The sequence below is a fragment of the Streptomyces sp. NBC_01429 genome (assembly GCF_036231945.1).
Lineage (GTDB): Bacteria > Actinomycetota > Actinomycetes > Streptomycetales > Streptomycetaceae > Streptomyces.
Genome location: NZ_CP109599.1, coordinates 4,497,323 through 4,512,126, shown reverse-complemented (window position 1 = coordinate 4,512,126; position 14,804 = coordinate 4,497,323). Strand labels below are relative to the sequence as shown.

The 14,804-nt window shown below is 72.9% G+C and carries 9 protein-coding genes and 1 tRNA gene; 5 read left to right on the top strand and 5 right to left on the bottom strand.

What is annotated here, in order from left to right; genetic code table 11:
- Positions 1 to 6: 6 nt before the first annotated feature.
- From OG627_RS19700 to OG627_RS19680, 5 genes are all read left to right on the top strand, one after another.
- The gene (locus OG627_RS19700) at positions 7 to 4,683 is read left to right on the top strand and encodes a hypothetical protein (RefSeq protein ID WP_329066901.1); all 4,677 of its coding nucleotides are present in this window, start codon (positions 7 to 9) and stop codon (positions 4,681 to 4,683) included.
- Between the two features lie 78 nt (positions 4,684 to 4,761).
- Positions 4,762 to 5,205 carry a J domain-containing protein gene (locus OG627_RS19695; RefSeq protein WP_329066899.1) on the top strand — a complete coding sequence of 148 codons (444 nt, stop codon included), beginning with the start codon at positions 4,762 to 4,764 and terminating at the stop codon, positions 5,203 to 5,205.
- 241 nt (positions 5,206 to 5,446) lie between these two features.
- Positions 5,447 to 5,887 carry a hypothetical protein gene (locus OG627_RS19690; RefSeq protein WP_329066897.1) on the top strand — a complete coding sequence of 147 codons (441 nt, stop codon included), beginning with the start codon at positions 5,447 to 5,449 and terminating at the stop codon, positions 5,885 to 5,887.
- The gene (locus tag OG627_RS19685; protein WP_329066895.1) at positions 5,884 to 8,511 is read left to right on the top strand and encodes an Hsp70 family protein; all 2,628 of its coding nucleotides are present in this window, start codon (positions 5,884 to 5,886) and stop codon (positions 8,509 to 8,511) included. Before OG627_RS19690 ends, OG627_RS19685 begins: the two co-directional genes overlap by 4 nt.
- Positions 8,508 to 8,957 carry a tetratricopeptide repeat protein gene (locus OG627_RS19680; protein ID WP_329066893.1) on the top strand — a complete coding sequence of 150 codons (450 nt, stop codon included), beginning with the start codon at positions 8,508 to 8,510 and terminating at the stop codon, positions 8,955 to 8,957. The genes OG627_RS19685 and OG627_RS19680 overlap by 4 nt, the downstream gene beginning before the upstream one ends.
- Here the strand turns inward: OG627_RS19680 and OG627_RS19675 are convergent.
- From OG627_RS19675 to OG627_RS19655, 5 genes are all read right to left on the bottom strand, one after another.
- Positions 8,911 to 11,046: a CHAT domain-containing protein gene (locus OG627_RS19675; RefSeq protein WP_329066892.1), complete on the bottom strand. Its 2,136-nt coding sequence runs from the start codon at positions 11,044 to 11,046 to the stop codon at positions 8,911 to 8,913. The genes OG627_RS19680 and OG627_RS19675 overlap by 47 nt on opposite strands.
- A 10-nt stretch (positions 11,047 to 11,056) precedes the next feature.
- Entirely contained in the window at positions 11,057 to 11,473 is a 417-nt protein-coding gene (locus tag OG627_RS19670; RefSeq protein ID WP_329066890.1) for an effector-associated constant component EACC1, read from the bottom strand.
- 153 nt (positions 11,474 to 11,626) lie between these two features.
- Positions 11,627 to 11,700: transfer RNA gene (locus OG627_RS19665), tRNA-Thr, on the bottom strand.
- A 98-nt stretch (positions 11,701 to 11,798) separates the two neighbouring features.
- Positions 11,799 to 13,358 (bottom strand): alpha/beta hydrolase, encoded by a 1,560-nt coding sequence (locus OG627_RS19660; protein ID WP_329066888.1) that lies wholly within the window; start codon positions 13,356 to 13,358, stop codon positions 11,799 to 11,801.
- Positions 13,359 to 13,474: 116 nt separating this feature from the next.
- Positions 13,475 to 14,680 (bottom strand): DNA polymerase III subunit delta', encoded by a 1,206-nt coding sequence (locus OG627_RS19655; RefSeq protein WP_329066886.1) that lies wholly within the window; start codon positions 14,678 to 14,680, stop codon positions 13,475 to 13,477.
- Positions 14,681 to 14,804 lie beyond the last annotated feature (124 nt).

Below are 14,804 nucleotides of genomic sequence, written 5' to 3'. Positions count from 1 at the left end.
GAGCGGGTGAGCACAGCGAGCGGCATGAGCCCGCCCTCGTCCGTCGGCGACCTCCTCACTCCTTCGGGGCGGCTGCGCAGACAGTGGAACGCGGCCCTGGAGGATCCGGACCCGCACAGCGGCCTGGAGCGGCTGCGCGAGGTCTGCGCGCGGATGGAGAAACGCCCCGACAGGGCCGCTCCGCTGTGGCCCGGCTTCCTGCCGTCCATGGTGGGACAGCCGTTCCGGCCGCTGCTCACCGAGGCCGACTTCGAGGCGCTGGAGCGGACCGGCGCGCATGTCGCGCTGGTCGGCTCCCTCCCCCTCGACCAGGCGCTCCGGCCGCTGGTCATGGCGCGCCTCGGGCGGGGCGAGGGGCGGCAGGCGGGCGAGCTGCTGAGCAGGCTGTACTGGGCGTGGTCGATGAAGGACGCGCCCAGGGCCGCGCTGGCGGACGATCTGGCCCGGCTGGGCCTGCGGGACGTCCCCCGGCTCGACATCTACGCGGACCTGCTGGGCCGGGCCGGGCCACGGCCCCCGGCGGTCCTCGCGCTCGCCGCCGAAGCGCTGCGGGTGGACTTCGACTCGGACCCGGCGCGGCTGCGGGAGGCGGCCGCGCTGGCGGGAACGGGACTCCCGGGCGCCGACCGCGCGGCCGGACTCCACCGGCTGCTGGTCACGGCGGAACCCGACACGGCCGGGGAGCACTTCCTCGCCGCCTGCGCGGCGGACCCCCGCGACGGGACCGCGCTCCTCGGGCTCCTGGTCAGCCATGTACGGTCCGGCCGGTCCTTGAGCATTCCAGAATGGGCGTTCGACGCGGCCCGCGCGGCGGCGCCGGACGTCGCCGCGATGGCCGAACTCGCCCGGGTGCTGGCCTGGTTCGACTCCGACACCGACCGGCCGCCGCCCGCCTCCGCCGCCCGGCTGGCCGCGCTCGGCCCGAGCCGCGAGGCGGGCCCCTGGCTCGCCTACGCCCGCGGCCGGCTGCACCTCCTGTACGGGGACGCCGCGCGGGCCCGCGATCTGCTCGTACCCCTGACGGCGGACGATTCGGCGCTCCCGCAGTGGCGTTACCACGCGGCCTGGTCCCAGCTCCTGTCCGGCGACCGCGCCGGGCTCCGGCCGCTCATCGGCACGATGACCCGGCGTCCGGACGACTGGGCGCTCGCCTGCCTCCTGCTGGACACCGAGCCGGACGCGGTGCCCGGTACGCACGCGGAACACGCGGCGGCCGCGGTGCCGCCCGGCTACGAGCGGATCGCCGAGGTCCGCCGCGACCTGGCCAGGGGCGGCCGGCCGGGCGCGGCCCCGGAGCGGCCCGGCTCCGGACGGTCCGGCCCCGGACGGTCCGGGGAGGGCGGCGGCGCGCCGGAGCGGCTGGAGGCGCTGCGTACGGCCCTGGGCGAGGCGTACGGCCGGGCGGCGGGGGCCGGGGACATGGCGGCGCTGCTGAGGGAGCCGCTGTACCGGCGGCTGCCGCGGGCGGACCGGCTGCTGTGGTCGGGGCTGCTGGCGCTGCGTACCGAGCCGGAGGAGGGACGGCGGCTGCTCGGGGCGGCGCTGACGCTCGGGCACGAGCGGGCGGCGCTGGTCCTCGCCGCGCATCATCTGGAGAGCCGCCGCCCGGCCAGGGCGCACCGGCTGCTCGCGGGGCGGAGCGGGGCGAAGGCGGAGCTGCTGAGCGTGTGGGCCGAGGCGGTCGGGGGCGCGACGGACGACGCGGTCGCGGACCGGCTGGAGCGTCTGGAGCGGCTGGACCGGCGGGCGACCCGTCGGCTGCCGCAGGTGCCGTACGTACTCGGCGCGATCGGGCTGCACCGGATGGCCGGGGAGGGCAGCACGCTGCACCCGGACGACGCCCCCTACCACGCGCGGGAGGCGGCCCGGCACCTCGCCAGGGCCGTCGCCGCCGGGCCGGGCGCCGCTCCCCGGGACGCCGCCGTACTGCTGCGGGCCGCCAGGGCCGTCGCGTACGGGACCGTCGCGGTCGATGGGCCGGGGGAAGGGCCGAGCGACAGGCCGGGCGACAGGCCGGGCGACGGGCTGAGTGCGCTGTGGTCCTCCGTGCAGCGGCACTCCTGGGAGGAGTGGGTCCTGGGGCTGGCGCTGCTGGCCGAGGACCCGGAAGCCGTCGGCCCGGAGCTGTGCGGGCGGCTGGCGGCCCTGGCCGGGGAGGCTGGAGGGACTGGGGAGGCTGGAGAGGCCCGGGAGGCTGGAGAGGCCGGGGAATCTGGAGAGGCCGGGGAGGCCGGAGAGCCGTCCGCGCGGGCCGTCACCGGGCTGGCCACCGCGCTCACCGCGGCGGGCATGCGCAGCGCGGACCCCCGCCGCCGGGACGCCTTGGCCCGGCTGACGCTCGGCCTCGCCGACCGGCACGCCCTGCCGGAGGTACGGATGCTGGCCGCGCGGGTCACGGCCTCGGCGATGGTCCTGCCGGTGGCCGGCCGGCCACCGGTGCGGGCGGCGCGGCTGCCGGGACCGGTGCAGCCGACGCTGGCGCTGGCCCGCGCCGTGGAGGACCTCGCGGGCGGCGACCGGGCTTCCGCCGTACGGCAGTTGAGGGCGGCGCCGGACGACAGCGGCGTATGCGGGCTGCTCGCCGATGTCCTGGACGGCCGGCCGCCCGCGGCGCCCCCGCCCGACGGGACCGGGGAGCGGGCCGGGCTGGTCCGGGTCGTCCATGCGGCGGGGCTCGTCGAGAGCGATCCGGGGCGCTGCCTCGACCTGCTCTCCACGGCGGCGGCCGACTGCGATCTGGCCACGGTCACCGACATCGCCCGGCTGCTGCCCGCGCTGCTCATCCCGGCGGGCGGCAAAAGGAGCAACTCCGGCGGCGCCCCACGCCGTTCCGGCCGGCCCCACCCGCTGGCCGGCGTGGTCAGGCGGCTCACGGACGACGGCGCGCTCGGGCTCGACCGGGCGCTCCTGGCCGGTTGCGCGACCGCAGTGCAGGACTACGCGTCGGCGGAAGCGCTGTGGCGGCGGGCCCTGGACCAGGCGGACCAGGAGGGGCGCGACTCCGCCCAGGTCAGGGCGGAGTACGCCCGGTTGCTCTGCCACCGCGCGGTGACCGCGCGCACCACGGAGGACCCGTTGCGGAGCCCGGAGATCCTGCGCCGGGTCGCGGACGTCCTGCCGAAGGCCGGGCCCCCGGTGAAACGCCTCCCGTCCCGTACCGGAGCCAGGTCGCTCGCCCGCGACCTCGAACTCGACGTGTGCGTGGGCCGCTTGCTCGACCAGGTGTTCCCCGGCGCCGAGCGGGAGCCGGTTCCCTGGGAGCGGCCCGGCCGTTACCCGGCTCTGGAGGCGGTCGTCGAGACAGACGGCGGGCTGTACCGCGCCCTGGTGGAGGGCGCAGAGGGAGCGGAGAGAACGGAGAGCACGGACGAGGAGGGGACGGGCGGGGCCGAGCAGAACTGGGCGCGATGCCTGGAGACCCTGGAGTACGACGTCCGGCTCCACCACACCCTGGCCGTGCTGTACCGGGACATGGCGCTCGGCGCACCCGCGCCCACCGCACGCGCGGGCGGGGCCCTCGCCCACGCGACCGTGCTGTGGGCCCTTCTGCTGGGCTCATGGGGATTCTGGGAGCAGCACGGCGAGGAGCCCGCCGGGCCCGGGACTGAGACGCGGCTGCGCGGCGCCGTGTGCCGGGAACTGTTCGGCATGCACCGCAGGCTGGGGGCCGAGGCCCTCCGGGCGGGGGACGCGGACACCGCCCGGCTGCATCTGCTGGTACTGGAGTCCGCCCGGGAGGGCGGCTCCGCCGTCCGCGGCCTGCTGCGGGACTTCGGCATGCCCTGGTCTCCGGCCGTCGACGCACGGCGCTGGGCCGAGATCTCGGCTCTGGCCGGTACGGTCACCGACGAATGGTGCGCGGAGGTCGTCAGGACCGCCGAGAAGGCGACCACGAACACGGCAGCCATCGCGGAACTGGCCGAGGGAATCGACAAGGACTACGAGTCCGGGATCCGCGGACTGGAACCGATGATCGGTCTCGGTATTCCGCTGCCACGCCTTCTGCGGACCGCACTCGAATGGCACAACGGGCTACAGAACTGCTTTTACCAGATGGGGAGCGGCGAGGATGTCCGGAAGGTGACCGGAAGGGCCCGTAAGCTCGCCGACGCACTCGTTCCGCTCTGTGTTCCGGGCAAGGGGCACGTCCCGGACAACCGTGCGCTCGGCATGCATTTCGTGGACCGCGGACTGTTCGTCGCGCAGGACAACCGCGCCGCCATCGCGCTGTGGGAAGAGGCGCTGAAGTGGGATCCCGGCAACACCAGCGCGCACCAACTGCTCGCCAGGAAACGGGAGGCCGTACGGATCTCCGACGCGCTGGAGTCGGCCGAACGGAACCTCGACGCCGGACGGTCCGACCTGGTTCTCCGCGAGCTGAGCCCGCTGGTCTCGGACCCGACCTTCGGTGAGCGCGTCCGTCAGCTCGTGTACAGCGCGCATCTTGACCGTGCCGTCGCCGCGCTGAATTCGAGCGACCATCCTCGGCTGCTGAGCGCGGCGAAGGAAGCGTACGAAGTGGCCGACAGCGACAAGGCCCGTTCACTGACCCTGGTCTTTCAGGCCCTGAGCCACATCAACTCCGGAAATCCGTCCGAAGCCGTTCCGTTGCTGGCGATGGCCGTCCATCTCGATCCTTCCTCCGAGACGGCCGGCTCCCTCTACAACCGCTTCCTGAATTGACCATGAGGAAGGCGAAGAGGGCGATAAGGCAAACGAAGAAGAAAGCAAGAAGGAATCCAGAGGAGAACGAGGAGACGTATGAAGCCGAATCCCTTCCATGTCCTCGGACTTCCCGTGTCGGCGAGCGACGAGGAAGTGGCGGAGCGCTTCCGGGAACTCGCCCTGACCGGGACGCAGGACGCGGGCGCGCTGGCCGAGTGGGCCAAGGACGAGTTGATGGGCCTTCCGGAGACGCGGGAACTGCACGTACTGCTGGAGGTGCCGGGCACGGACTACCGGGGCGAGCGGTGGGAGGACTTCGCCCGGCAGTACGGGCGTCCTCCCGTCGCGTTCGACGCGCGGTCCGGACCGGCGGAGCCGCCCCGGGCGGCGGACTTCGACCTCACCGCCGTGGCCCGGCGGCTGCTGGACGGGATGCTGACACCGCCCGCCGTGGACATCCGCGCCGCCCTGGACAACGCGCCGGTGCCGCTGCGGCTGGAGCGACCGCCGCTGGAGGTGCGTGATGTCCTCTTCGGCTGATTCCTCTTCGGTTGATTCCTCTTCGGCTGATTCCCCCTCGGCTGATTCCCCCTCGGCCGAAAGCTCCTCGGCCGAAAGCCCGCCGCCCGCCGGGACCCGCCCGGCAGCGGCCAGGGCCGACTGGGACGAGTTCGAGGAGCGCCCGGTACCGGGAGGACCGGAAGAGACACCCGGACCGGGCGGGCCCGGCGAGCCGCGCGGGCCCGGGCGTCTCGCCCCGCCCGCCAGCCCGGACCGGGAGATGGCCGCCCTGCTCCAGCGGTACTGGTCCGACCTCCAGGACGAGAGCAACAGGGTGCGCAAGGAGACCGCGGCGGCGCGCAAGGTCCTCACCGAACTCGCCGTCCACGTCGCACGGTTGGACGGCCTGCTCCAGGAAGCGGCCGCTCCGCTGGAGACGGCGGGCGCCAAGTCGCTGGGCCGCCGCCTGCACGTGGCCAGGAAACAGGTGCTCGAACCGCTGCGCGAGATGGACATCACCACGCGGGACCCCACCGGCGAGCGCTACGAATCGGTGGCGGATGTCGTCGACATCACCGGCTGGCGCTACGGGCCCGAGTTCACCGCCGAGGTGGTGGCGGAGACCGTGGAACCGATCGTGTACGACCGCGGCGCTGTCGTACGGCTGGGACAAGTGATCATGGGCGCCCCGTCGAGCGCCGGAACGGAGAACGACTCGTGACGCAGTACGTGAGCAAGGCCGTCGGGATCGACCTGGGGACCACCAACAGCGCGGTGGCGGTGATGGACCCGTCCGACACCGGCATCGTGATCCATCAGGGCGGCATGAACGCCCGGACGACACCGAGCTGTGTGTGGCGCAACCCCGGCAACGGCGAACTGGTCGTCGGCCGCAAGGCGTTCGCGCGGGTGGGCAGCGAGCCGGAGCCGGTCACCTCCGTCAAGCGCCTCATGGGATCACGCAGGACGGTGACCCTGGCGGGCGAGGAACGCACGCCCGTCGAGATCTCCGCCGAGATCCTGCGGGAGATGAAGCGGCAGATCGAGCAGGACGTGGCGGAGTTCGACACCCCGGACGTGCGCTGGGTGGTCGACCGGGCCGTCGTCACCGTACCGGCGTACTTCGACCAGCCGCAGATCGACGCCACCCGCAAGGCGGCGGAGAGCGCCGGGCTGCGGGTGGTGGACCTGCTGCACGAGCCGACGGCCGCCGCGAGCTACTACTGCTGGCGGACCGGCACCCGGGACGGCACCTTCCTGGTCTACGACCTCGGCGGGGGCACCTTCGACGTGAGCGTGGTGCGCTGCAAGGCGGCCGACTTCAGGGTGCTCGGCATCAGCGGCAACACCATGCTCGGCGGCGACGACATCGACACCGCGCTCGCCCGCCACCTCCAGCGGCTGATCCAGGAGGACGACTGGGCGATGGACCTGGACCTGGAGAACGACGCGGAGGACCGGCTGCGCTTCCGGCGCCTGAGGTCCCTCGCGGAGTCCGTGAAGAAGGGGCTGTCGGACCGTACGGAGTTCATGCTCCGCGACTCCGGCGGGCTGACCGACAAGGACGGGCAGCGCATCGTCATCGACACGGTGATGGAGCGCGCGCAGCTGGAGCAGATCGCCCGGCCCCTGCTGGAGCGCACCTTCCAGTACTGCGACGAGGCGCTCGACCAGGCGACGGAGGAGGCCGGGGTCACCCTGGCCGACGTGGACCAGATCATCCTGGCCGGCGGCTCCACCCATCTGCCGCTGATCCGGGAGATGGTCAGAAGCCGGTTCTGCTCGCCCGCCCCGGGCTCCCCCGACCCCGGCTCGCCGCGCGCCAAGTGCGCCGAGCCGGTGTACGAGCAGGTGGACACGGTCGTCGCGCTGGGCGCCGCGGTGCGCGCCTCGGCGGTGGGCGGCCTGGACATCCTGAACGAGGAGCGGACGGTCCGGGTGAGCTTCCGCGGCACCGTGGTCACGGCATCGGACCGTACCGTCGTCGGCGGGACGGTCGAGGCGCTCGACCCCGACCTCGATCTCACCGGCGGCTCGGTGCGGCTGCGCACCGAGGAGTACGAGGACGAGGCGCGGCTCGAACCGGGCGGCGGCTTCGCGTTCCGGCGCATTCCCGTACGGCCGGACGCGCAGGGCAAGCTCACCGTCGAGGTGTTCGACGCCGAAGGCGAGTTGCGGGCGACCGTCGGGCGCGCGGTCGTGCACGACCGCGTCGCCGGGGACCGGCCGGAAGGCACCACGCGAGGAGCGGCCATCAACGCCAAGCCGATCCTGCTGGAGGTGACCCGCGAGGGGCGGACCCAGCGCGACGTGCTGATCCCCGCGCTGCGGCCGCTGCCGTTCAAGGACCGCTACGACTTCAGCCACCCCGGTGACACCGCCTCCGTGGAGTTCCGGCTGTACCAGCAGGCGCGCCAGATCCAGGTCATCAAGGTGCCGGTGCCGCCCTCCACGCCCCGGGGCACGGTCATCGACCTCGACGTGGAGATGGACGTGCACTCGCTCATCACCGTGCGCGGCTCCATCGGCGAACATCCCTTCGAGGCGGTCGTCGAGGTGCCGCCGGAGGCCGAACTGCCCGGCGAGGAGCAGGTCGGCGACTTGAAGCGCGGCTTCGAGCAGGGCGTCGAGTTCCTGCCCGCGGGCGAGCGGGCGGTGAAGACCGCCAGGATGGAGATGGCGCAGGCGGCCTTCGCCGCGGCCCGCGCACGCGGCGACAACGCGCTCACGGTCCACGAGTTCGAAGAGATGCAGGCGATCGCCGACTCCGTCGGCAAGCCGACCGGGGAACTGCGGCCGCCCAGGGCGGACTTCGAGGAGCTGGTCAAGGACTGCGTCGAGCTGAACCAGTACGTGGCCACGTTCGGCGCCGAGGCCGAGACCCCGCACGACGACCGGGAGATCGCGCAGGCCATCGAGGTCCAGCGGGACCAGGGCGAGCGGGCCCTGAGCAGCGGTGACCAGAGGTCGTACTCGGAGGTCATCACGCAGTTGCAGCACTTCTTCGACCACCTCAGGGCGCTGGCGTACCGGCATCAGCAGAAGGGCCAGCCGGTCGCCGAGACGGAGATGGCGGCATCGCGGCTCCAGAGCGCCATGGAGCTGCTGCAACAGGTACGGACGCAGGCCCAGGCGTCCACCACCTCCACGGCCGGCCACCACAAGGAGGTGGAGGAGATCGGACAGCGGCTCGCCGGCCTACAGGCCCTCCTGGCGCAGGACCCGCACCGGGTCCAGCAGGAGGCCGGGCAGGAACGCCAGCGCCTGATCCGGCTGAAGAGCATCCTCTCGAACGCGTCCGACGAACGGGACGGCGCGAGCGACATCCCCGTGGCCAACTCATGACGGCCGCGACGACGGGCGTCCGCTGCCCGGTGGCCCTGTGCCGCAGGGAGAACGTGTACGGGGCGGAGGTCTGCGCGGGCTGCCGCACGCCCCTGTCCGGCTACGCGCGGCTGCACGCCCACCCTGCGTACCTGTTCAACCGGGGGCTCGCCGCGGCGCGCGAGGGGCGCATCGCCGCCGCGCGCGACTGCTTCGCCGCGGTGGTGCACTGGTGCCCCGGCGACACCGAGGCGCGCAACGCGCTGGCCCTGGCCGGTCTGCGGCTCGGGGACAGCGACGAGGCGCGCCGGCAGTGGACGGAGGTGCTGGAGCGCAGGCCGGACGACCCGAAGGCGACCCGGGGGCTGACGGAACTCGCCCCATCCGGTGGGTCCGACGGGGCCGGTGGGTCCGACGGGGTCAGTGGGGCCGAGACGGCGGGCGGGCCCGGTCCATCGACCGGATGAGCAGCTCGGGATCGACCCCGAGCTTGCGCATCAGCTCGCGCCCCGACGACTCCTCGTCCTCAAGGAGGGCGAGGAGGAGCGCGGCCTCACCGACGCGCCCGGACGAGGCGGGGCCGGACGAACTGAGGCCGGACGAAATGGACTCGGCGGCGGTACGCAGCCTCGCCCGGTCCAGTACGTCGTGAACGCGGGGGGACAGGTCGCGGCCCCGGGGGGTGAGCATCCCGGAGAGCCGCCGGAAGGCCCGCTCACCGGCGGGCCCCTGCTCGTACATGCCGCGCCGCAGCACCTCGCTGCCCATCGCGCCGAAGGCGAGCAGGAGCGTGTACGTGCCGATGACCTGGCCGCGCGATTCGGCCAGCAGATTCGCGAGCCGTAGTACGCCGACGGCGCTGCGGCTCAGGTCGTCCATCGGCAACCGCTCGTCACCGGTGCGCGCCGCCGCGCCCGGGTCCGGGTCCGGCGCGTCCTCCGGAGGGACATGCTCCGTGGTGGCGTCGTCGCTGTCCGGCAGCAGCCGGGCGAGCGGAACCCCGCACAGCTCCAGCAGCCGGGAGGAGACACCGCCGCCGACGGCGACGAAGGCCGCCGTGATGTCGGCCGTGGTGACGGCGCTCCGGCCGTCGGCGACGGCGCGCGTGGCGGCGTCCGCCAACACGCGCTCGACGGTGTCGGACAGGACGCCGAGACGCACCGTTCCGGAGCCGGAGCCGGAACCACCGGCGTCCGTACCGGAATCGGAATGGGAATCGGAACCGGAGCCGGAGCCGGAATCGCCGTCCGTGCCGGAGCCCCGGCTGAGGACCTGGTGGATCACCTGGTCGAGGGCTTCCATGGCGTCCGCCCCGATGCTCTCCTCGATCCGTTGGCGGATGTCGGCCTCGCCGAGCAGCCCTTGCAGCAGATCGACGGAGGCGACCCCGGCCCGGTCGGCGGCGGACGCGCGCACCCGCCGCATCAACTCCCGTGCGTCGGGGGCGAGAGGGAGCGTCAGGTCCTCGTCGGGCGGTTCCGGCTGGGCGGGGATCTCCGCCGTCGCGTCCTTGGTGATGCCCGCGGCCGGGTCGCCGTACAGGATGAAGGACGCCCAGGCGGCGTCCGGCCGTTCGCGCAGCGCGACGCGCGCCGCCCGGACGGCGGCTCCGGCCGGCTCGCCCGCGAGGAGCCGTCCGTAGAACTCGGCGGCGAACTGCCAGGCGCCGTCGTCCGCCACATCGGCGCGGGTACCGATGACGGTCTTCGCGCCGAGGACCATGTAGGCCGTGCACATGCTGGCCACCGCGCCCTCACCGGCGGAGGCGCAGCCGTTGATGAAGGTCACCGGTGGCGCGCCCCGCGACGAGAGGGTCTGTAGGGCCACCTCGCCGAGCAGTTGACGGTCGTGCATCATCAGTCCGGTCGTGCCGGAACCGGTGCCGACGTGACCGCAGAAGTGGAAGAGATCGTACGGCGTCTCCTCCGAGGCCAGTTCCGTGACGACGTCGAGCAGGGTGGCGTCCTGCCCCAGCAGCACCTTGCACTCGATGCCACGGCCGCCCAGCCACTGAGCGACCTTCCCGGCCTCCTCGCGGGCGGAGGCGAGGTCGCCGAGAGTGTCGCCCACGATGAGCGCCCGGCCGACCCGGCTGATGCCGCGCCCGCCGACGACCGGCCGCTTGCCCACCAGCCGGCGTCCGAGATCATGCTTGAGCCCGAGGAAGTCCACACCGTCGTGCAGCAGTTCCCAGGGAACCTCCTGCTCGTTCGTACGCACCAGGACGGGACCGGTCGACGCCCGCAACTGGGTCACCAGCCCGGCCACACTGCCCTGCACCTGCTGGAACAGATGCTCGTAGAGCAGCTTGCCCCATTTGGCCAACTCCTTGGCCAGGCCCGAATTCGGCGCGGACTCGCCGTCGCTCGCCCTGCGCAGTGCCTCGTCGATCCGGGTGCGGCAGCCCTTCACCAGCCCCGGGTCGACCTCGACCGTGTACTCCATCTCCTGGGCGGGAGCGTCGGGCCCGGTGCCGCCGGCCCGCAGGTCGTAGTCGTAACGAACGGTCAGCCCCTGCGCGGTGACCCGGACGTTCAGCGTGGTCGGCTCACTCATGAGGGCCCGCTCATGACGGGCTGTGCCGCCGGACGAACGCCTCGACGAGCCGCTCCTCGGCAGCCGTGGACGGCTGGATGATCTCCACCTGGTCGTCCCCCATGATCACGGTGATCGAGGTGACACCGGCCCCGTCCGCCCCGCCCGCCCCGCTCCCGGAAGGGCTGTTGCGCCCCTCGGTCAGCCAGCCCCGGATCGTGTCGATGACCGCGATGAGCGTCCCGGCCGAGGTCACCACGAGGGTGGCCACCTCCACCACACCCCCCGCCCGCCGCCCGGGCGCGGGCCGCGAGGCATGAACCGGCACCACCCGCACGGCCCCGTCCTCGAACAACCTCCGCCCCAGAGCCGCGGGCGCGTCCACACGTACATCCCCGTTGAGAACCAGTTCGCACGCGAATCCCCCGCCGGGCTTCCGCTCCACCACGTACGACCTCCTTCTTCTACCCACAACCCTATGACGCACCGTGGCGACGCGGGAACGCTTCGGTCACAGCGGGAACAGGAGAGGCACAACAAAGAGACGGGCACAAAAGCAAAAGCCCCAGGTCACGGCGAGTGAGTCCTGAGGCTTCTACAGAGCCGCCTTCGGGATTCGAACCCGAGACCTACGCATTACGAGTGCGTTGCTCTGGCCAACTGAGCTAAGGCGGCGCTGCCGTGTGCACCATGGTGCGATCAGCGGCGCGGCCAAGTCTACACAGTTTCCGAGGGTGCTTCGTACACGCCGGGTGGGATGGCCTTTGCGCAGGTCAGGAGCATTTCTTGGCGGCGGTGGGGGGTGTGCCCTCAAGGAGGTAGGTGTTGATCGCGGTGTCGATGCAGTCGCTGCCCCGGCCGTACGCGGTGTGGCCGTCGCCGTTGTAGGTGAGGAGGGTGCCGGAGGAGAGCTGTTCGGCCAGGGACCGGGCCCACTTGTAGGGGGTCGCGGGGTCGCGGGTGGTGCCGACCACGACAATCGGTGCCGCGCCCTTGGCCTCGATGCGGTGGGGGGAACCGGTGGCCTTGGTGGGCCAGTAGGCGCAGTTCAGGGAGGCCCAGGCGAGGTTCTTGCCGAAGACCGGGGATGCCTTCTCGAAGGAGGGGAGGGCCTTGGTGACTTCCTCGGGGCCGGTGAAGGCGGGCGGGAGGTCCAGGCAGTTCACGGCGGAGTTGGCGAACATCAGGTTCTGGTACGAGCCGTCGCTGTCGCGTTCGTAGTACGAGTCGGCGAGGGCGAGCAGGGCCGCGCCGTCGCCGTCCATAGCGCCGGCCACGGCCTCCCGGAGCTGGGGCCAGGCGGACTCGTCGTACATCGCGGCGATCACACCGGTCGTGGCGAGGGACTCGCCCAGTTCGCGGGTCTCTCCGGTCGGGACGGGCTTGGTGTCCAGGCCCTTGAAGAAGGCGTTCATCCGGGTCGCGACCTCGGCCGGAGACTTCGTGTCGAAGGGGCAGTCGGTCTGCTTGACGCAGTCCTGGGCGAAGGACTGGAAGGCGGTCTCGAAGCCGGCGGTCTGGTCGCGGTTGAGTTCACGGGCCGGGAGGGACGGGTCCATCGCGCCGTCGAGGACGAGACGGCCGGTGCGCTCGGGGAACAGTTCCGCGTAGGTCGCGCCGAGGAAGGTGCCGTACGAGGCTCCTACGTACGACAGCTTCTCGTCACCGAGCACCGCGCGGAAGATGTCCATGTCGCGCGCGGTCTCGACCGTGGAGACATGCGGCAGGATCGCGCCGGACTTCTTCTCGCAGCCGTCCGCGAACTTTTTGAAGGCCCCGGTCAGCCGCGTGATCTCGGCCTGGTCGTCGGGCGTCTGGTCGACCTGGGTGTACGCGTCCATCTCCGGGCCGGTGAGGCACTCGATGGGCTCGCTGCGGGCGACACCGCGCGGGTCGATGGCCGCCATGTCGTACTGGGCGCGGACCGGCGCCGGGTAGCCGATGGCCGCGTACCCCTGGAGGTAGCCGATGGCCGAGCCGCCGGGGCCGCCCGGGTTGACGAGGAGGGAACCGAGGCGCTTGCCGGGGCCGGTGGCCTTCTTGCGGGACACGGCCAGGTCGATCTGCTTGCCGTCCGGCTTCGTGTAATCCAGCGGCGCCTTCATCGTGGCGCACTGGAAGCCGGCGACTCCGCACGCGCGCCATTTGATCTTCTGACCGTAGAACTTCTTCAGCGCCGCCTGATCGACGGAGACCGAGCCCGAACCCGTCGCCGAGCCGGCGCCCTCGTCCGACGAACCGGAGGACGAGCTGCCGGAGCTGCATCCGGTGACCAGCAGACCGACCGCCACGAACGCGGCGGCGGAGATACGGAACAGGCGCCTGGATTCCATTCAGGGAGCCTAGCCGCCCGGCCTCGCCCGTCGCGTCTCCACGCTCGTACGGGTGAGTCCCGGCCGCACAGACCGCGCGGCGGACGGCGCGGCGGACCGTTCAGCCCGCTCCCCGTTCAGCCCGCTCTCAGCGACACCGCCATCGCCTCCACCGCCAGCAGCGGCGCCACGTTGCGGTCCAGCGCCTGGCGGCACGCGCCGATCGCCTCTATCCGGCGCAGCGTCCGCTCCGGCGTCGAATCGCGGGCGATCCGCTCCAGCGCGTCCCGTACATCGCCGTTGGCGAGCGCTACCCGGGAGCCGAGCTGGAGGGCGAGCACATCCCGGTAGAAGCCGGTCAGGTCGGTGAGGGCGAGATCGAGGCTGTCGCGCTGCGTACGGGTGGAGCGCCGCTTCTGGCGGTCGGCCAGCTCCTTCATCACCCCCGCCGTGCCCCGGGGCATCCGGCCGCCCGCCGAGGCTCCGAGAGCGGCCTTCATGTCCTCCGTCTCCTTGACGTCGACGTCCTCGGCGACCTGCTTGGCGTCCTCCGTGGCCGCGTCGATCAGCTCCTGCGCCGCCTTGAGGCAGCCCCCGATGTCGGCCACGCGCAGCGGCATCTTGAGCACCGTGGCGCGCCGGGCCCTGGCCCGGTCGTCGGTGGCGAGGCGGCGGGCCCGGCCGATGTGCCCCTGGGTGGCCTGGGCGGCGGCCTGGGCGGCGGCGGGCTCGATGCCGTCGCGTCGGATCAGGACATCGGCGACGGCCGCGACGGGCGGGGTGCGCAGGACGAGGTGACGGCAGCGGGAGCGGATCGTGGGCAGGACGTCCTCGAGAGAGGGCGCGCAGAGCAGCCAGACCGTACGGGGAGCGGGCTCCTCCACCGCCTTCAGCAGGACGTTGCCCGCGCCCTCGGTGAGGCGGTCGGCGTCCTCCAGGACGATGACCTGCCAGCGGCCGACGGCCGGGGAGAGCTGAGCGCGGCGGACCAGCTCACGGGTCTCCTTGACCCCGATGGAGAGCAGGTCGGTGCGGATCACCTCGACGTCCGCGTGCGTGCCGATCAGACTCGTGTGGCAGCCGTCGCAGAACCCGCATCCCGGCTCGCCGCCCAGCGCCCGGTCCGGGCTGGTGCACTGAAGGGCCGCGGCGAAGGCGCGGGCCGCGGTGGAACGGCCCGACCCAGGCGGTCCGGTGAACAGCCAGGCGTGCGTCATCTTGTTCGCCTCGGGCGGTGCGGTCCCCGTGGCGTCGGCGGTCACGAGCGCGTCGGCGTCGCGGGCCGCCGCGGCGAGCGCGACGTGCACGCGGTCCTGCCCGACCAGCTCGTCCCATACGGTCATGCGCCGTCACCCGCCCCGTGCCTGTCGTGTCGTGTTTGCGTCGTGTCGTGTTGCGTCTTGTCTGTCTTGTCGCGTCCGGCCGCGTCGCGTCGTGTCCGGCCGTACCGTCCCGAGCTTGCGTCGC